This is a genomic window from Streptomyces sp. SKN60, assembly GCF_026236535.1.
Classification (GTDB): Bacteria; Actinomycetota; Actinomycetes; order Streptomycetales; family Streptomycetaceae; genus Streptomyces.
In genome coordinates this window covers 55,238-73,803 of the sequence record NZ_JAHTMW010000011.1, presented here as the reverse complement: position 1 = coordinate 73,803, position 18,566 = coordinate 55,238, and the positions used below count along the sequence as shown (strand labels likewise).

Sequence of the window (18,566 nt, the reverse complement as noted above, 5' to 3'; positions counted from 1 at the left end):
ATAGACAGGGGCCATGCGCGTACTGGTGGTGGAGGACGAGGCGTTCCTCGCGGAGATGATCGCCGAGGGGCTGCGCCGTGCCGCGCTCGCCGTGGACGTCGCGGCCGACGGCCTGGAAGCCCTGCGCAAACTGCGGTTCGGCGAGTACGACGTCCTCGTCCTCGACCGCGACCTGCCCGGGACGCACGGCGACGAGGTGTGCCGCCACGTGGTCGGGCAGCGGCTGATGACCCGGGTCCTGATGCTGACGGCGGCCGGTACGGTACGGGACCGGGTCGAGGGCCTGGGGCTCGGCGCGGACGACTACCTGACCAAGCCCTTCGCGTACGACGAACTCCTCGCCCGGGTCCTGGCCCTGGGCCGGCGGGCCAGGCCCGCGCTGCCGCCCGTCCTCGAACGGTCCGGGATCGCCCTGGACACCGCCCGCCGCCAGGCGAGCCGGGACGGCCGGCATCTGCATCTGTCGCCCAAGGAGTTCGGCGTCCTGGAGGCGCTGCTGCGGGCCGAGGGGGCCGTGGTCAGCGGCGAGGACCTGATCGAGCAGGTCTGGGAGGAGCACACCAGCTACCGCACGAACGCGGTACGGGTCACCCTCAGCAAGCTGCGGGCCAAGCTCGGCGAGCCACCGGTCGTGGAGACGGTCCCCGGAGCCGGCTACCGGATCGCGTCGTGAACGGCCGGCGGAAGCCCTTCGCGCCGCCGCGCCCGCGCCCTCGCCCGCCGAGGACACCGGGCCCCGGCGCGCACCATGGCCGCCTGGTGCCGTTCCGTGGTGAACGGGCCAGGCTGACCGCCCTCTACACCGGGCTGCTCGTCCTCGCCGGGGCCCTGCTCACGGGCGTCGTGTACGTGCTCGTGCAGGAGGGCCTGTACGCGTCGATCAGCACGGCCGTCACCACCGCCGTACCGGCCCAGCGGCTGGAACAACTGCCGTCCGCCCGGCCGACCGCCTTCCCCACCGGGATGCCGACCGCCGCACCGGCGAGCCCCGCACCGGCGAGCCCCGCACCCGCGAGCCCCGGACCGAGCGCGGGCACCGGCGTCGTCCCGCGCGAGGCCCTGGCGATCACGCGGACACTGAGCGACGCCGCGGAATCCGCGGCCCTGGACCGGCTCCTCACCGTCTCCATCACCGTCTTCGTCTGCTACGCCGTCCTGTCCGTCGCGCTCGCCTGGTGGACCGCGGGCCGGGTGCTCCGGCCGATCGCCGTGATCACCGACACCGCCCGCCGGCTGTCCGGCGAGAACCTGCACGAGAGGATCGCGCTCGACGGGCCGCCCGGCGAGCTCAAGCGGCTCGCCGACACCTTCGACGGCATGCTCGGCCGGATGGAACGGCTCGTCTCCGCACAGCAGCGGTTCGCGGCCAACGCCGCCCACGAACTGCGCACCCCGCTCGCCGTACAGCGGGCGGCCGCCGAGATCGGGCTCGCCGGCGAGCCGTCCGCGGAGCGGGTGGCACGGATGCGTTCGAAACTCATCGAGGTCGCCGACACCAGCGAGCGGATCATCGAGGGGCTGCTGCTCCTCGCCGCCTCCGAACAGGGCCTCAAGGAACGCCGCCCGGTCGCCCTGGACGACCTCGCCCGGCAGACCGCGGCCGCGCTGGCCGACGAAGCGGCCGAACGCGGCGTGCACATCGCGGTACGGGCCCGGCCGCTCACCGTCGAGGGGGATCCGGTGCTCCTGGAACGCCTCCTGCACAACCTCGTCGCGAACGCGGTACGGCACAACGTCCCGCGGGGGCGCGTCGAGGTGCGCACCGGCCCGGACATCGGTATCGAGGTGACCAACACCGGTCCCGTCGTACCGCCCGACACCGTCCCGCTGCTCTTCGAGCCCTTCCGCCGACTCCACGAACGCACCCACACACCGGGCGAGGGCGCGGGCCTCGGCCTGTCGATCGTCGACGCCGTCGCCCGGGCGCACGGGGCCCGGGCGACGGCGACGGCCAACGCGGAGGGCGGCGGCCTGACCGTCCGGGTGGAGTTCTAGCCGATCGAGGACTGCTGGAGGGCCTCCGTGGCCTCCGTCTCGTCCGAGGCCGCGGGGGTCCTGCGCTCCGGGCCGCGGAAGACGACGTGGACGAGCAGGGCGCCCATGACGGCGACGCCTGCCCACATGGCCTGCCGCCAGCCGTCGACGAAGGACTGCTGGGCGGCGTGGAGAACGTCCTGAGCGTGCCGGCCGGCGCTGCCCGCCGCCTCGACGGCGTTGGCGACGCCCTCCCGGGCGGTCGCCGCAGGTCCCTCGGGGACGCCGTTCAACCGGCCGTCGACGGCGCGGCGGTAGCCGGCGGCGAGCAGCGCACCGAGCAGGGCGACCCCGAGAGCGGTGCCGAACTCGCGCGTGACGTCGTTGAGGGCGGACGCGACGCCCTGCTTCTCGCGCGGCAGGGAGCCGGTGATGGCCTCGGTGGACGGCGTCATCGACAGGCCCATGCCGATGCCCATGGCGAGCATGCCGGGCAGCACGGCGAGGTACCCGCCGTCGACCGAGACGAACAGCGCCATCAGCGCCAGGCCGACACCGGCCAGCGCGATGCCCACGGCCATCGTCGGCCGGGAGCCCGCACGGGCGGCGAGCTTGGGGGCCAGGCCCGAGGACACCATCATCATGACGGCCATGGGCATCAGCGCCACCGTGGACAGCAGGCCCGACCAGCCCAGCACGGCCTGGAAGAACGGGAACAGGACCACGGCGATGCCCGCCTGGACACCGAAGACCACAAGCAGCGTGATCGAACCGCCGGCCAGGCCGCGCTCGCGGAACAGACGTACGTCGAGGAGCGAGGCGTCCCGACGGCGCAGCTCCCAGGCCACGAATCCGACGGCCGCCGTGAGGCCGACGCCGAGGCCGATCAGCGTCGCGGGGTCGGTCCAGCCGCGTTCGGGGCCTTCCTGCAGGACGAGGATGAGGCCCACCACGGCCACCGCGGAGACGAGCGCACCGACCGTGTCGAAACGATGCGCCGAGCTCTCCCGGGAGTCGGGAACCGCCTTCACCGTCAGGACCAGGGCGGCGAGGACCAGGACCACCGGCAGGACGAACAGCCCGCGCCAGTCGGCTATGTCGACGAGGAGAGCGGAGAGGAACATGCCCAGGATGCCGCCGCCTCCGGCGACGCCGGTCCACACGCCGATCGCCTTGCCGCGCTGCTCCTCGGGGAACGTGGCGGTGATGACCGCGAGCGTGATCGGCATGATCATCGCCGCCCCGATGCCGGCGGCCACCCGGGCGGCGAGCATGACCTCGGCCGACGGGGCCAGGCCCGCGACCACGTTCGCCATGCCGAAGACGCCCAGCCCGGCGACCAGCGTGGGCTTGCGCCCCAGGCGGTCGCCGATCGCGCCGAGCGGGAGCAGCAGCGCGGCCAGGGCGAGCGTGTAGATGTTGATGATCCACAGGACGGTGCTCTGCGAGGCGCCGAACTCCACCGCCAGGTGGGTCTGGGCGACGTTCAGCCCGGACACGGAGGCGACGACGGCCATCAGGGCGACGGAGACGGCGATCAGGATCGTGCGCAGCTGACGGGCCTCGGGTACGGCCTCGGCGCCGGCTTCAGCGGTGTCCGCGGGATGGTTCGTACTCATTTTTTCCTCTCGAAAGGGCATGCGGAGTCAGCGCCGGGCAGGGCCGGTCGCCGAGTGCAGGAAAGGGGGCCCGCGCGCCGGGCCGGGCCGTCAGGAGGCGGGTGCCTCGCCCCGGGTCGCGGCCGCGAGGGCCGCGTCGGTGTCGGCGGCGACGAGGAGGGCGTTGATGTGCGCGCCGGCCAGGGCGCCGGCCGCGGCGGCGGCGCCGACCTGGGCGGTGAGCTCGGTGGCGTTGCCGGCCACCCACACCCCCGGGACCTCGGTGGCGCCGGCCGGGCCCGAGGCGAAGCGGCGGCCCATGCCGTCGGGCAGCTCCTCCATCGGCAGCTTCAGACCGGCCAGGCCCTCCGTCCGGGCCTGCATCCGCGTGGCGACCGCGAGGACCCGGCGGGCCACGACCCGGCCGTCGGCCAGGCGCACACCTGACAGGCCGCCGCCCTCGTCGCCGACGACCTCCCGTACCGGGGTTTCGACGGTGCGGACGCCGCGGGCGGCGAACCGGGCGCGGGAGTCCTCGTCGAGGGCGGTGCCGTGGGTGAAGTAGACGAGGTCGTCGGTCAACTGGCGGAAGAGGCGCGCCTGATGGACGGAGGCGGGACCGGTGGCGAGAACGCCGATGGCCGCGTCGCGCACCTCCCATCCATGGCAGTACGGGCAGTGCACCACGCCGTGCCCCCAGTGCCGCGCCAGGCCGGGGACCTCGGGCAGTACGTCGCGCAGTCCGGTGGCCACGAGCACGCGGCGCGCGGTCACCTGCCGTCCGTCGGCCAGGGCGATGCCGAAGCGCAGGTCCCCGTCGGCCGACGGGGCGGCGGGCTCGGCCGAGGTCACCTCGCCGAGGACGACGCGGCCGCCGTACCGGCGCACCTGCTCCCGGCCCCGCCGGAGGATCTCCAGGGGCGGGGCGCCGTCGAGCACGATGAAGCCGTGCATGGCGCCGGCCGGCGCGTTGCGCGGAGTGCCGCTGTCGATCACCACGACCGCGCGCCGGGAGCGGGCGAGCATCAGCGCACCGTTCAGCCCGGCGGCACCGCCGCCGATCACCACCACGTCGACGGTCCCGTCAGGCATCGCGTCGCTCGCGTACACGGAAGCAGCCACAGCCAAGGCCTCCTGTCCTTTCCTCGTGCGTGGCCCGAGGAGCTCCGGACCCACGGAAACGACGTTAGGCGGGCCTTGCGGTGCAGGCATACGATGTTGCGTATGACGCAAGAAGATGGCGATCTGGACAGCCTCGTACGCAAACGGATCCGCGCTCTGCGCGTGGCGCAGGGCTGGTCCCTGGACGAGCTGGCCACCCGCGCCAACCTCAGCCAGTCCTCCCTGAGCCGCATCGAGAACGGCCGGCGCCGCCTCGCCCTCGACCAGCTGGTCGTCCTCGCCCGCGCCCTGGACACCACACTGGATCAGCTCGTGGAGACCGCCGCCGACGACGTCGTCACCAGCCCGATGATCGACAGCGCCCACGGCCTGATGCGCTGGCCCGTCAAGGGCGATCCCGGCATGACCGTGGTGCGCCAGCGCATGACCGAACCGCCGCCCGAGAACCCGGCGCGCATGCGGGCCCACCCGGGGCGCGAGTGGCTCGTCGTCCTGTCCGGCACGGCGATCCTCATGCTCGGCCACCGCCGCTTCCGCGTCGAGACCAACCAGGCGGCCGAGTTCCCCACGATGATGCCGCACGCCATCGGAGCCGACGGCGGACCCTGCGAGATCCTCGGCATCTTCGACCGCGACGCCCGCCGCGGCCACCAGCGCGGGGACGGCGACACCTCCGCCGAGGGCACCGACACCACCCAGGGCACCGACGCCTGACCGTGCGGCGGTGACACCTCGGCGTCCGCCGGGCCTGCCGCGGCGGCGAGCCCGCCGCCGCGGCGTTCCCTCCCGGCGCGGCGCGGGTCACACGGTGTGGCTGATCCACCGCCGGAGCGCGGCATGCGTGGTGTCGTCCAGCTCGCACAGCGCGGTGATGGCGTCGAGGTCGCCCGGCAGCGGCGCGATCCCCGCGGTCGTGAGGGCCGCGTGCAGCTCCAGCCGGCGCCGGTCGGCCGGCTCGAGCGGATCGGTCAGCCGGCTCGCCGGGTCCGGTGCGGGCAGGGCGTAGTCGCCCGGCTCCATGAGGCCGCAGACGGTCGGGTGCGGCTCGGGCAGGTCGTCGACGATTGCGGCGGGGAAGCGGTAGGGGTCGAGATCCCACAGCCCGGCGGTGTGCGAGGTGAAAGCCTGAAAACCAGTCACAAGTGCCTCCTTGGTCGTCATGCCACTGCGGAGGACGACAGCGCGGGCGGCGGGGTCGGTTGCGGCAGACGACATATGCCACCCGAATGCCCCCTACGGCATCTCGTCACAAGTCCGATCAGCCGACCGGTCCGTGCGGTCGATCGGGTGATCCCCCACCGGCCGCCCCGGCTCGCCAGTGCGGCACCTGACCCGGGATCAGGTGCCGCAGGATCAGCTGGGGACCCCCGACCCCCCATTACCCCGCGTCGAGGAGCTCGGCCAGCTCCGCGATGGTGGGGTGGTCGAAGATGGCGTCGAGCGGGAGGGATGTTCGGACCGTAACCGCTGAACACCTCGGCACCCTCGGACGCGGCGAAGGCGTCCGCGCCTACGCCGTCGCCTTGACGCTGCGGCAGACCTCTCCTGCCGCTGACGGCTCCGCCCCGCTCTGGTGGCAGGGGGCCGCCCGATGCCCGCCCAGGTGGCCTTTCGTGTGGATGTGCGCTGCGCCCCTCCGGGGGCGGGGGCGAACTCCCTTTCCTCATCGCTTACTTCAACTCTTGACGGAAGTTGGTCCAGACCTCTACTTTCTGGTCGCGCGACAGCCCTTTCTTCCCCCACCCCCAGCCGACCGCTCGGCGACGGCGAACCCGAGGAGCGTGTCCCCTCCATGCCCAGAAGTCGATTCTCCGGACGGGCCCTGGCCCTGACCGCGCTCACCGCCGTCCTGTCCGCCCTCTTCACCGTGGCGCCCGCCGAGGCCGCTGAGGGAGCCATCACCGGACTCGCCGGCAAGTGCGTCGACGTCGCGGCCGCGAGCAGCGCCAACGGCACCGCCGTCCAGCTCTACTCATGCAACGGGACCAACGCCCAGCGTTGGTCCAACCCCGGTGACGGGACCCTCCGCGCCCTCGGCAAGTGCCTCGACGTCGTGGACCGCGGTACCGGCGACGGCGCCTCGGTCCAGCTGTGGGACTGCAGTGGTGGCGCCAACCAGAAATGGGTGGTCACCGCCGCGCACGACATCGTCAACCCGGCCGCGAACAAGTGCCTGGACGTCCGGGACAACAACAGCGCCGACGGCACCCGGCTGCAGATCTGGAGCTGCACCGGCGGGGCCAACCAGAAGTGGAACGCGCCCGCGAGCGGCGGCGGCACCACCCCGCCGCCGTCCACCTCCGGGTTCGTGGTCTCCGAGGCCCAGTTCAACCAGATGTTCCCGAACCGGAACCCCTTCTACACGTACGCCGGACTGGTCGCCGCCACCAAGAAGTACCCGGCCTTCGCCACCACCGGCAGCGACACCGTGAAAAAGCAGGAGGCCGCGGCGTTCCTCGCCAATGTGAACCACGAGACCGGCGGCCTCGTCCACATCGTCGAGCAGAACACCGCCAACTACCCGCACTACTGCGACTGGAACCAGCCCTACGGCTGCCCCGCCGGCCAGGCCGCGTACTACGGCCGTGGCCCCATCCAGCTCTCCTGGAACTTCAACTACAAGGCCGCCGGTGACGCCCTCGGCATCGACCTCCTGAACAACCCCTGGCGGGTCGAGCGCGAGCCGGACATCGCGATGATGACCGGCCTGTGGTACTGGAACACCCAGAACGGCCCCGGCACCATGACCCCGCACAACGCGATGGTCAACAGCGCCGGCTTCGGCCAGACGATCCGCTCCATCAACGGCTCCCTGGAGTGTGACGGCCGCAACCCGGCGCAGGTCCAGAGCCGGGTGGACGCCTATCTCCGGTTCACGTCCATCCTCGGGGTCGCGCCGGGTGCCAACCTCTACTGCTGACCCCTCCACCCGGTACCGGGGTGGGCCCGGCCACGCGCCGGAGCCTGCCCCGTCCGAAGGTGGCCCGGTCGGCTCGCAGGGAATTGGCCCGTGTGATGGGGCCGTTGCGCGCTAGCGTGGGCGCAATGACGAACAGATCCACTTTGGCTGAGGCGCCGGTGCGCCAGGCTCGCAATTCCGCCGCTTTCTGGATCGCAACCGGTCGTTGCCGGGGGCACGAGGTCGTCCGGCGCCGCGGATTCGTCGCGGTCGACGGCGACGGGCGCGCCGGCCTGCGGGTCCTGATCCAGGAATGCGACCTTGAGCCGGGCGAGCTGGCGGAGTTGAGCGAGCTGGTTCTCCACGCGGCGGGCCCGGCGGTCGTGGAGGATCCGTTCAGCTCGACCGACCTTGGCCACCTGGGCATGCGCAACTGGCAGATGCCGGTCATGCTGCGCCCGCCCGGGACTGTCGGCGATTCGGCGCCGGACGTGGTCCGGGTTCGGCGGCCCGAGGACCTGCAGGCGGCCGAGCGGATCGTGATCGAGGGCTTCGAACTGGACGGCTTCGAGCCCCACCGCCCCGGCGAGCTGTTCCCGGCAGCGCTGATCGAGCAGCCGGGCGTGGAGGTGTTCGTCGCCTCGCGCGACGGTGTGCCGGCGGGAGCGTGCGTGAGGGTTGTGGACGGGGGCGTCGGGAGCCATTACTGGGTCGGTACGTCGCCGGCGTTCCGGTCGCGTGGCGTGGGACGGGCGGTCATGCTCGGCGCCCTCGCCGACTTGGCGGACCTGCCGTTCACGCTCACGGCTTCGAAGCTGGGCAGGCCGCTGTACGAGTCGCTGGGGTACGTCGCCGCTGCGCCCTCGACCTGGTGGGCCTCCGTCCCTGTGAGGTGACGGGCGGAGGGGAGCGAGGGAACGCCCTCGTCTCGGTCCCGGCGCCGCTGCACGCGGCACAGGCGCAGGGGGCTGCACCTGCGAGGACGGGCGGAGTGGCCCAGCCGCACCGCCGCCCGCCACGGGTCTACGGAACGCGTGCGGGTTCCGGAACACGTACGGGCTCCGGCGTTGTGCTCTCGGGCGCGGCCCCGTGGCTGTCCGGGGCGCCGAACCAGGCCACCGCGACCGCGCCGGTGACGGCGAGGACGAAGCCGAGGACGGCGAGCCAGGCGAAGCCGGGGCGGGAGGCGTCGCCCAGCCACCACACGCCGATCATCCCCGGCAGCACGGTCTCGCCGACCACGAGCGCCGCCGTCGCCCCGTTCACCGAGCCGATCTGCAGCGCGACCGTGTGCAGGTACATGCCGCCGACGCCGGCCACCAGGATCGCGTACAGCGCCGGGTCGGTCAGCACCGTGACCGGGTCGAACGGGTCGATGCCGTTCAGGATCCGCACTCCGACCCCGAGCGCGCCGAAGCCGAGACCCGACAGGAGGCCCGCGAGGATCGCCGACCGGGCGCCGAGCACCCGCACGAGGATCGTGCCGCCGGCCATCAGGAGCAGGGAGACCGCGAGCAGCCACCAGTGCGTCGCGATCGGAGTGTGCCCGCTGCCCTCCGGGCCGGCCGCGGTCGCGAGCAGCACCAGGGCGGAGCAGACCACGCCGATCGAGATCCACTCCGCTCGGGTCAGCCGGATGCGGAGCAGCCTCACGCTGAGGACGGCCGTGATGACCAGGTTGGCGCTGATCACGGTCTGGGAGAGGAACAGCGGGAGCATGCGGGCGGCGAGCGCGCCGAGGCCGAAGCCGACGAAGTCCAGGATCGTGCCGACGATGAACTCCCAGGTCATCGCGGCTTTCGCGGTCGACGACAGGCTCGGCCCGCCGTGCTGGGTGGTCTGCCCTGCCGCGGCCGCCTGGTGCCGGGCGGACTTGCGGGAGCCGACGGCTTGCAGGACGGATCCGGTGCCGTAACAGATCGAGGCCGCGACCGCGGTCAGCAGTCCTATGAGCACCAGCGGGCTCCTTTCACACGGCGGGGTCGGTCCGCCCGGTTCGTTCTCTGCTTGGCAGACGTCGGATCGGGCGTCCGCGTTGCCTCCGGCGTCCGACCTTCGGCCGCGTGCGGCGACAGGGCATGCACGCTCTCGTCCTGTGTGGTCAGGACAGCTGGACCCGTTCGAAGAGGCCGAGGGCCTGGGCGGGGCCGCCGCTGCGGCGACACATGCTGCTCTTCCGTGGCGCGACACCACGTGGTCGACGAGACCTCTTGCCGAAGTTGCAACCTTCATGCCGTCCCGGCAGCCTGGCCGCATGGGAACCACGAGGAGCGACGTCCTGGGAGCGGTCGGCCCGCGGCTGCGGGAGCTGCGGCGCGGGCGGGGCATGACGCTGGCCGAGCTCGCCGCGGAGACCGGGATCAACGAGAGCACGCTCTCCCGCCTCGAGGGCGGGACGCGCAAGCCGACCCTGGAGCTGCTCCTTCCGCTCGCCGAGGTGTACGCCGTACCGCTGGACGAACTCGTCGGCGCGCCGCGCACCGGCGATCCGCGGATCCATCTCAAGCCGGTCACCCGCGGCGGCCTGACCTATGCCGCTCAGCCGCCCCGGTGGTGTCCAGGCGCACAAGGTGCTGATCCCGGCCCGGCCGGGCACGGAGCCGCAGCTGCAGACCCACGGCGGCTTCGAGTGGGTCTACGTCCTCGGGGGCAGGCTGCGGCTGCTCCTGGGCGAGCGGAGCCTGGTCCTCAAGGCCGGTGAGGCGGCCGAGTTCGACGCGCATGTCCCGCACTGGCTCGGCCCCGACGACGAGCGGACCGTGGAACTCCTCGTGCTGTTCGGGCCGCAGGGGGAGCGGGCCCATCTCAGGGCCCGCACCGCCTGAGCCGGCGACCGGCCGCCGCGCGGCCGTGGCGTCGTAGCGCCGAATCGGTCTCAGCGGCCGCCGCGCCCGGCCATCCCCTGGACCCCCAGCACGCGCCGAGCCGCCTCGGCCTCCGCCGCCCCGCCGAAGACACTGTCGCCCGCCGCGCGGGACGCGGCCGCCCGCCGGGCGTCGGCCGTCAGCAGATCGTTGTTGATCGCCGCCGCGGCGGTCACTCCGGCCGCGGCGGCGGCCGGCACGCCCGCCAGTACGTCGCTGACGTTCCCCGCGGCCCAGACCCCCGCGACCCCGGTGAACCCGGAGGCGTCCGCGGCCAGTTGTTCCCCCAGGCCCATGGGGTGCTCACGCAACGGCAGGCCCAGACCGGCGAGGAAGCCGACGCGTGCGACGAAGCGGGGAGCGACCGCCAGTTCCCGCACCGGCACCACCGGCCCCGCGACCAGCCGCACGCCGGCCAGCCGGTCCTCGTCGTCGATCTCCAGACCGGCGACCTCGCCGTCGACCACGCCGATGCCCAGCCCCGCGAGCTGCTGCCACTGCTCGTCGGTCAACTCCGCTCCCGTGTGCCGGAACAGCGTGACGTCCTCGGACAACTGCCGGAACAGCAAGGCCTGATGGACGTTCCCGAGCACACCGATCCGTCGGTCCCGCACCTCCCAGCCGTGGCAGTACACACAGTGCAGCACGTCCCGGCCCCACCGCTCTGCCAGCCACGTTCGCGGATGGCGTTCCTGTGCCGCGCGATACCGAGCGGTTGACCGACGGTTGCGAGCGGGTGCGCGATGCGTCACACCAAGCCGACCTGGTCACCTTCGGGGCCGAATCGGGCGGCATCGTCTGGCTCGGGCGCACGAAGACCGGCGACGTGGCAGCGATCGTCGTCACCAGCGGCTTGCCCGGCGCGAAAGCCTGACGCTGCCGGGCGAATGAGTCGGATCCAGGGAGGTGCCGGATGACGCTCATCTGTCAGCCCGACGCCGAGCTGGGCTTTCCCGGCTGACGACCCAGTTCCACGGCATGTGATGTGGTGCGTCTATGCCGACTTCCGGCGGCGGGCCGCAGTGACCTTCCTCGCCGCGGTCTCCTTGGCAGGCGCCTTCTCCCACGGCGCCAGCACCTCGTGCACGGTCGCAGGCCCGTCTCGACGAGGAATGAAACCCGTCTTGGCCGGTCGAGCGGCAGCGGCGCTTTGCCGTGGTGCGGGAGGACTCCTGCAGGGGTGGCCCCGTGGCGCGTGGCACGCGGCGACTTCTCTCAAGGGTGACGCGGTGTGGCGGCGACCTAGATTCAGGGCATGACGGATGCCCGGCGTACGGTCGAGGCCCTGGCGGCGGCGCTGGGCGAGCGGTTCGGGACGGCCTTCGCCGTCGAGGCGGACACAGCGGATGGGTTGGCGTTGGCCTGGACGGACGGGCCGCCCGCCGACCAGGTGGCGGAGGCGGCCCGGGTACCGGCATTGACGTCGGCGGCAGCCGAGGGGCTCGCGTTCCACCGTGCCTTGTCGGAGCGGGCGGTGGCGCTCGGCGCGATCCGGCTGGCGGCGTCCCCGAGCCCGTTGGCCTGCGGACTGCCCGTGCCGGTCTCGCCGGCCGGCATCGAGTCGCTGCGGTGGCGGACGCCGGCGCCCGCCACGGCCACCCCGCGCGAGGAACGCCTCGTGTACAGCCTCCTGTACGAGGTCCACGACGACCACCACAGCAACCACGTCACCCCACAGCAGGTCTGCGACGGCCTCGCGCACCGGGGCATCGCGACGCTGCTGCTTCCGTCCGGGGCCGAACTGACCCCCGCCGAGGTCCTGACGGCCCGGTACGCAGCCGCGCACGGGCACCTTGCCTGGCGGCACCGGCTCGCGACGATGCCGGTCCCGGTCCTGCTGCGAGCCGTCCGCGAGGACCCGCAGGCATCACCGGAGTGCCGGACGGCCGCCCGCATGCTGGAAGCGGAGGAGACCGAAACGGCCCCCGCCTGACCCTCCGCCGACCTCCAGCCCCTCGCGAACGGCTGCCCGACCGCCGCCGACTGGCCGAGGGCGCGCGCCTGGGAGCAGGTGAGCCGCTCGGCCGACTTCACCGAGCCGTACCCCGTGCAACATCCCCCGCAGGAGGCCTGAGGCCCGTCCGCGCGAGGTACGCGGCGCCGACGGTGCGGGCGGCTTCCCCCAGGGGTGAGGCTGCACCCCGGTGGCGGACGGGGCCGTGGGCACGGGGAGTGGTCGGTATTCGAAGGCCGACCCCATCGGGTGAATGTCGTTCGACCCCCGGTGACGCCGGACGCCTCCACCGGTTATCTGCGCGGCATACGTCCGCGACATGGTGTGGGAGCAGGTCATGAGTACGGGAACGGTCCTTCTTGCGACGCGGGAGATGGGTGCGCGCGCCGGGGCGGTCAGCGAGCAGCTGCGGCGCATCGGGAAGGAGGTGGAGGCCCAGGGTTTACAGGTACGGTGGGCCGGCGATGCGCGGGACGCGCAGGCCGTGCTGCGCACGGAGGCCGGGCTCGCCGGGGCCATGGTGGCCTGGGACCTGGAGCCGCAGGCCGGGCCCGGCGGTGCGGCGGGCGGCGGGGCGGAGGTTCTGGAGGCGATCGGGCAGCGGTTCAAGGACCTGCCCGTGTTCCTGCTCATGCCACAGCACTCGCAGGACTCGGAAGGCGAGTTCGAACAGCTCCCGCTCTGGGTCGCCGAGGTGGTGACCGGCTACGTGTGGCCCTTGGAGGACACGCCCGTCTTCATCGCGGGACGCGTGGCCGCCGCGGCCCGCGCGTATCAGGACGGTGTGCTGCCGCCGTTCTTCAAGGCACTGCGCCGCTTCGACGACGCGCACCAGTACTCCTGGCACACCCCGGCACACGCCGGCGGCGTCGCGTTCCTGAAGTCGGCGGCGGGGCGGGCGTTCTTCGACTACTACGGCGAGCGGCTGTTCCGTACGGACCTGTCGATCTCGGTCGCGGACCTGGGCTCGCTGTTCGAGCACAGCGGCCCGATCGGCGAAGCCGAGCGCAACGCCGCCCGCGTCTTCGGCGCCGACCGCACCTACTTCGTACTGCACGGGGACTCCACCGCCGACCGCATGGTCGGCCACTTCAGCGTCATGCGCGACGAGATCGCCCTGGTGGACCGCAACTGCCACAAGTCCGTGCTGCACGGCCTCGTGATCTCCGGTGCCCGCCCCGTCTACCTGGTCCCCACCCGCAACGGATACGGACTCGCGGGCCCGCTGCCCCCGGCGCGCACCGACGAGCACGCGGTGGCAGCACGCATCGCCGACCACCCCCTCGTCGCGGACGCCCTCTCCCCGCACGCGCAGTACGCCGTGCTCACCAACTCCACCTACGACGGCCTGTGCTACGACACCCTCCAGGTCGCCCGTGCGCTGGCGCCCAGTACGCCGCGGCTGCACTTCGACGAGGCATGGTTCGCCTACGCCCGCTTCCACCCGCTGTACGAGGGCCGATACGGCATGGCGGTCGGCCCCGACACCTTCGACGACCCGACGCGGCCCACAGTCTTCGCCACCCAGTCCACGCACAAACTGCTCGCAGCCCTCTCCCAGACCGCGATGGTGCACGTCAAGCCCTCGCCCCGCGCACCGGTCCAACACGAGCGGTTCAACGAGGCGTTCATGATGCACGGCACCACCTCGCCGCTGTATCCCGCGATCGCCTCACTGGACGTCGCGACCGCCATGATGGATGGCCCTCAGGGCCGGGCGCTCATCGACGAGGCGATCACCGAGGCCATCCGTTTCCGCCGGGCCGTCGTGCGCACCGGCCGCCGCATCGCCGCCGCGGGCGACCGGCCCGGCTGGTTCTTCGGTGTCTGGCAGCCCGACACCGTCACCGACCCCGCGACCGGCGACCGCGTGGACTTCGCCGAAGCGCCGCCCGCCCTCCTGGCCCGGGATCCGCGCTGCTGGGAGCTGGAGCCCGGTGCCGACTGGCACGGCTTCGAGGGACTGACCGAGGGCTATTGCATGCTCGACCCGGTCAAGGTGACCCTCACCTGCCCCGGCGTCACCGCCACGGGACACAGAGGGGAGTGGGGCATCCCGGCCCGCGTCCTGACCGCCTACCTCGCCACCCGCGGCATCGTCGTGGAGAAGACCGACAGCTACAGCACGCTCATCCTCTTCTCCATGGGCATCACCAAGGGCAAGTGGGGCACCCTCATCGACGCCCTGATGGACTTCAAGGCCCTCTACGACAGCGCCGCCCCGCTCGACAGGGTGCTGCCCGCTCTCGTGGACGCGCACCCGCACCGCTACACCGGCCTCACCCTCCAGCAGCTGTGCCAGGACATGCACGAACACCTCACCGAGGCCGAGCTGATCGACACCCTCGACACCGCCTTCCGAGAGCTTCCCGAGCCCGTCGCACCCCCGCAGCACTGCTACCAACGCCTGATCCGCGGCGGAACCGAGCGCCTGACCCTGGCCAAGGCAGCCGGCCGCGTCTCCGCGGCGATGGTCACCGTCACCCCGCCGGGCATCCCCGTCCTGATGCCCGGCGAGGCCGTCGGCACCACCGACGGCCCGCTCCTGCGCTACCTCGGCGCCCTCGAAGCCTTCGACCGCGCCTTCCCCGGCTTCCACAGCGAGACCCACGGAGTCACCATGGACCCCACCACCGGCGACTACCTCATCGAATGCGTCCTCCCGGAGCCGGAGGACACCCGCCCCTGAGCGCGGTACGGGCCGCCGGCGGGCCCGCCGCCGGTTGCCCGCGTGGCCGCGGGTGCTCCCGGTCCGGATGCCGGTTCCGGATTCCGGTTCCGGTTCCGGGAGCACCCCTGCCCGATCAGGTCACGGGCAGCCGATGCCTGTGTCGGGGGCGGCACAGGAGTCGATGCCCGGGCCGCCGTTGTTGCTGTTCGTGCCCGGGCCGCCGTCCAGGTTGTCGTTGCCCGCATTGCCGAAGAGGGAGTCGTCGCCGGGCCCGCCGAAGACGATGTCGACGCCCTGGGAGCCGTGGAGGGTGTCGTCCCCCGTGCCGCCCGCGATCACATCGGCTCCGGGCCCGCCGGTGATCGAGTCCGCCCCGGGGCCGCCGCACACGAGGTCGTCGCCCGCGCCGCTGTTGATGGTGTCGTTGCCGCCGTGGGCGAGGATGACATCGCGTGCGGGCGTGCCGTTGATCTGGTCGTCACCGGGGGTGCCGGTGAGGGTGGGCTCCTCGCCGAAGCAGGTGACCGCGTCGACGGTGGTGTTCTCCGTCGCGGTGTCATTGGCCGGGGCCGGGTCGGAGACCGCCCCGGCCACGCCCGCCGTGTCGACGGCGACGTCCTCGGTCGTGGCCGTCGCGGTGATGGTCCGCGCGGCGCTCGCCCCGGCGGCGAGGCTGCCGATGCCACAGGTGACGACGTCCGGTGCGGTGCCGGCCGCGGTGCACCCGGGGGAGGCCGAGACGAACTCCATTCCGGCCGGGAGAGCGTCACGCAGCACGACCCCCTCGGCCGTCTGCGGGCCGTTGTTCGTCGCGGTGAGCGTGTACGTCACGTTCTGCCCCTCGACGACGGGATCGGAGCCCGTGTCGGACTTCGTGACGGCCAGATCGGCCTCGGTCAGACGGAGGCGCCCGATGAGGCCGGCCGTCTCGGCGAACCAGATGTCGTCGTCGGGGCCCTTGGCGATGCCCCAGGGGTCACGGGTGGGGAAGGGCAGGGGGAACTCGGCGATGACGCCGGACGTGCTGATCCGCCCGATCTTCCCGCCGTTGCGTTCGGTGAACCACAGGCTGTCGTCCGGCCCGGCGGTGATGTCCTGGGGCGCGGGCGGGAATTCGCCCGCGGGCAGCTCGTACTGGGTGATCACGCCGGACGTGCTGATCCGGCCGATCCTGTTGCCGCCGAACACGGTGAACCAGAGGTTTCCGTCGGGGCCGGTGGTGATGTCGGACGGCCCGCCGCCGCCCGGGACCGGGAATTCGGTGACGACGCCGGACGGCGTCATACGGCCGATGACGCTGGTGTCGATCTCGGTGAACCAGAGGTTCCCGTCCGGCCCGGCGGTGATGTAGGACGGCTGGCCGGAGCCCTCGGGCAGAGGGTGTTCGGTGACGGCGCCGGTGGTGGTGACCCGGGCGATCCGGTGGCCGTTCTGCTCGGTGACCCACATGGCCCCGTCGGGGCCGGCGGTGATCCCGGTGGGCTCGACGAGCTGGTCGGGGAGGGGGTATTCGGTGATCGTGCCGTTCGTGTCGATCTTCCCGACCCGGGAGTCGACGTCCTGCATGGTGAACCAGACGTTCCCGTCCGGACCCGTGGTGATGTCGTGCGGGGTGCTGAACTCGCCGGGCAGGGGGTACTCGGCGATGAGGGCGCCCGTCGGGCTCATCCGGCCGATCTTGTTCCCGGCCGCCTCGGTGAACCACAGGTTGCCGTCGGGGCCGGCGGTGATCCCGACCGGCGTGCTGGTGGTGGATACGGGGTACTCGTCGATGCCGACGTCGGCCCGGGCCTGCGGGGCTCCTGCGGCCAAGGGGAGGGCGGCGGCCATCAGGACCCCGGCGAGCAGCGCCGTGAGACCGCGCCGACGGCGGGGTCTCGGCCGGGGGAGCGTCCCTGGATCTGGCGTGCTGCCGGTGGTGGGAGGCATGGGCGATCACCTTTCGGTCGTGGGATCGCGCCCGTCCTACCAAAGCCCAATCGTTTCTTCGGGCGCGCCGCCACCTGCGACACGCCGGTTCCTCGACCGTATGTCGCCCGAACGGCGCCGTGCGGGCCGCTTCGGCAGCGGCGCTGTCGCGCCGACCCCGGGATGCACCGCACCCTGACCGAAGCCGCCGGGCAGGCGATCGCCGGCGACACCGAAGCCTTCGCCGCTGTCGTGACGGACGTACTGGACCGGTGCGGCGGCCCGCTGCGGGACGGATACGCGATCCGCTGAGGCGTGAGGCGTGAGGCGTGATGCCTGCGGCGGCCGTGAGGCCCGGCCGGGGAAGGGCGAGCCCGGCCGGGTCGGGCACGGTGTCAGCTCTTGGGGCACGCCTTCCACGCGAGGTGGTAGACGGTGCTGATGTCACCGTCGGTCGAGTCCATGGTCATGTAGCTGGTGGTGGCCGGGTCGGACGTGCCGGCGTTCACCCGGAGCTCGGTGTTGATGTTGAAGTTCCGCTGCACGCCACAGGGCGCCCACACGAGCTGCGCCCAGTCGGTGTCGTCAGTGGCCTGCCAGTTGTCCTCGTACGGCCCCCGGAAGCTGTGCGTCCGGGACGCGGTGCTCGGCGAGCCCTGGAAGTAGTACGAGGCCTTCTCCGTACTGCTCGCTCCGGGCCGGAGCGACGCGTAGCCGCGGTAGTCGGCGCTGGCGATCGCGTAGGTGAACCCCTGGGGCACATGCACTAGCAGGTTGAGCTGGCAGTTCCTGCGGGCCGCCGTGGGGGAGGAGCCGCCCCCCGCCTGCGCCAGGTACTCGCTGTAGGTGACGGTGAAGGCGGTGTTGTCCTCGGACACGGCGATGGCGGTGCTGCCGAGGGGACAGCCGGAGCCGTTCACGGTGGCGATGTCGATGACGATCCGGTCCGGGGGCGGGTCGGCGATCGACGAGGGGCTTGCCTGCGCGGGCAGGGCCGAGGCGAACAGGGCGATGGCCGCTCCGCTCACCAGTGAGGGGATTCTCATGGTTCTCCCATCCAGTGCTTCGGTGCCGGGCGAGCGCGGGCGCACGGGGGCGTCCGCTCGCGGGCTGGGGGGTGCGGCGCGCCACAGGGTCGGGCGGCCGTCACGGACCTACTGCGGTGGATCGACGCGCTCTTGGTGCGGAGAGGGTGATGCAGCCGGCAACAGTTGCACCGTCATACGCACGTCATGGCATCCCGGGGTGGCCCCGCCGGTACGGGCGGGAGCGGTTGAATGCTAGAGGCCCCAGCGCGCAGGAACAGGACGGAGCCCGGCCAACAATCGCCCCGCGAACGCCCTTCCGCTGGCTCGGAACAGCGGGTGCCGACCTCTCGCACCCGACACCAGCCCCGCCGGTGCTGCCGGTGCTGCCGGTGTTCCCTCACAAGCTGCTGATCGGCGAGATCCCCCGGGCAACCGTTCTTTGGTCCGCCCTGGGGCGGGCGGGTCCGTATCGTGGGCGCGAAAGCTGCTCGTATGTTCGGGGGTTGGGTGCGCATCGCAGATCACGCCGCGTGGGACCGGGACTTTCC

The 18,566-nt window shown here is 72.6% G+C and carries 16 protein-coding genes and 1 pseudogene; 10 read left to right on the top strand and 7 right to left on the bottom strand.

Annotation, left to right across the window (positions count from 1 at the left end):
* Positions 1-13: 13 nt before the first annotated feature.
* Positions 14-673, top strand: a complete 660-nt coding sequence (locus KV205_RS19750; RefSeq protein ID WP_265865760.1) for a response regulator transcription factor — start codon at positions 14-16, stop codon at positions 671-673.
* A gap of 86 nt (positions 674-759) precedes the next feature.
* A complete protein-coding gene (locus KV205_RS19745) occupies positions 760-1,995 on the top strand; it encodes a HAMP domain-containing sensor histidine kinase (protein WP_265865759.1) in 1,236 nt (411 codons plus the stop codon).
* On the opposite strand, the gene KV205_RS19740 is transcribed toward KV205_RS19745, so the two are convergent.
* Positions 1,992-3,593, bottom strand: coding sequence for an MFS transporter (locus tag KV205_RS19740; protein WP_265865758.1), 1,602 nt, complete (start codon positions 3,591-3,593; stop codon positions 1,992-1,994). The genes KV205_RS19745 and KV205_RS19740 overlap by 4 nt on opposite strands.
* A 90-nt stretch (positions 3,594-3,683) precedes the next feature.
* Positions 3,684-4,664, bottom strand: a complete 981-nt coding sequence (locus KV205_RS19735; protein WP_265865959.1) for an NAD(P)/FAD-dependent oxidoreductase — start codon at positions 4,662-4,664, stop codon at positions 3,684-3,686.
* Positions 4,665-4,787: 123 nt separating this feature from the next.
* Between KV205_RS19735 and KV205_RS19730 the strand changes: the two genes are divergently transcribed.
* Positions 4,788-5,408, top strand: coding sequence for a helix-turn-helix domain-containing protein (locus tag KV205_RS19730; protein ID WP_374214695.1), 621 nt, complete (start codon positions 4,788-4,790; stop codon positions 5,406-5,408).
* Between the two features lie 87 nt (positions 5,409-5,495).
* On the opposite strand, the gene KV205_RS19725 is transcribed toward KV205_RS19730, so the two are convergent.
* Positions 5,496-5,834, bottom strand: coding sequence for a hypothetical protein (locus tag KV205_RS19725; protein ID WP_265865756.1), 339 nt, complete (start codon positions 5,832-5,834; stop codon positions 5,496-5,498).
* Between the two features lie 652 nt (positions 5,835-6,486).
* Between KV205_RS19725 and KV205_RS19720 the strand changes: the two genes are divergently transcribed.
* Positions 6,487-7,614, top strand: coding sequence for a glycoside hydrolase family 19 protein (locus KV205_RS19720; protein WP_265865755.1), 1,128 nt, complete (start codon positions 6,487-6,489; stop codon positions 7,612-7,614).
* A 125-nt stretch (positions 7,615-7,739) separates the two neighbouring features.
* Positions 7,740-8,489, top strand: a complete 750-nt coding sequence (locus tag KV205_RS19715) for a GNAT family N-acetyltransferase (protein WP_265865754.1) — start codon at positions 7,740-7,742, stop codon at positions 8,487-8,489.
* Positions 8,490-8,616: 127 nt separating this feature from the next.
* On the opposite strand, the gene KV205_RS19710 is transcribed toward KV205_RS19715, so the two are convergent.
* Entirely contained in the window at positions 8,617-9,549 is a 933-nt protein-coding gene (locus KV205_RS19710) for a hypothetical protein (protein WP_265865753.1), read from the bottom strand.
* Between the two features lie 274 nt (positions 9,550-9,823).
* On the opposite strand from KV205_RS19710, the pseudogene KV205_RS19705 reads away from it, so the two are divergent.
* Positions 9,824-10,418: pseudogene (locus KV205_RS19705) on the top strand (helix-turn-helix domain-containing protein).
* Positions 10,419-10,468: 50 nt separating this feature from the next.
* On the opposite strand, the gene KV205_RS19700 reads toward KV205_RS19705, so the two are convergent.
* Complete coding sequence (locus KV205_RS19700) at positions 10,469-11,104, bottom strand: hypothetical protein (RefSeq protein ID WP_306806335.1); 636 nt, start codon at positions 11,102-11,104, stop codon at positions 10,469-10,471.
* 47 nt (positions 11,105-11,151) lie between these two features.
* On the opposite strand from KV205_RS19700, the gene KV205_RS19695 reads away from it, so the two are divergent.
* The 3 genes from KV205_RS19695 (at position 11,152) to KV205_RS19685 (ending at position 15,100) form a co-directional block, all read left to right on the top strand.
* The gene (locus KV205_RS19695) at positions 11,152-11,331 is read left to right on the top strand and encodes a hypothetical protein (RefSeq protein ID WP_265865972.1); all 180 of its coding nucleotides are present in this window, start codon (positions 11,152-11,154) and stop codon (positions 11,329-11,331) included.
* Between the two features lie 381 nt (positions 11,332-11,712).
* On the top strand, positions 11,713-12,390 hold the full coding sequence (locus KV205_RS19690; protein WP_265865752.1) for a hypothetical protein: 678 nt from the start codon (positions 11,713-11,715) through the stop codon (positions 12,388-12,390).
* A 358-nt stretch (positions 12,391-12,748) separates the two neighbouring features.
* Complete coding sequence (locus KV205_RS19685; RefSeq protein ID WP_265865751.1) at positions 12,749-15,100, top strand: Orn/Lys/Arg decarboxylase N-terminal domain-containing protein; 2,352 nt, start codon at positions 12,749-12,751, stop codon at positions 15,098-15,100.
* 120 nt (positions 15,101-15,220) lie between these two features.
* On the opposite strand, the gene KV205_RS19680 is transcribed toward KV205_RS19685, so the two are convergent.
* Positions 15,221-17,011 (bottom strand): hypothetical protein, encoded by a 1,791-nt coding sequence (locus KV205_RS19680; RefSeq protein ID WP_265865750.1) that lies wholly within the window; start codon positions 17,009-17,011, stop codon positions 15,221-15,223.
* Positions 17,012-17,173: 162 nt separating this feature from the next.
* Between KV205_RS19680 and KV205_RS19675 the strand changes: the two genes are divergently transcribed.
* The gene (locus KV205_RS19675; RefSeq protein ID WP_265865749.1) at positions 17,174-17,302 is read left to right on the top strand and encodes a hypothetical protein; all 129 of its coding nucleotides are present in this window, start codon (positions 17,174-17,176) and stop codon (positions 17,300-17,302) included.
* 83 nt (positions 17,303-17,385) lie between these two features.
* Here KV205_RS19675 and KV205_RS19670 read toward each other — a convergent pair whose 3' ends face one another.
* A complete protein-coding gene (locus KV205_RS19670) occupies positions 17,386-18,036 on the bottom strand; it encodes a DUF4360 domain-containing protein (RefSeq protein WP_265865748.1) in 651 nt (216 codons plus the stop codon).
* Between the last annotated feature and the right edge of the window lie 530 nt (positions 18,037-18,566).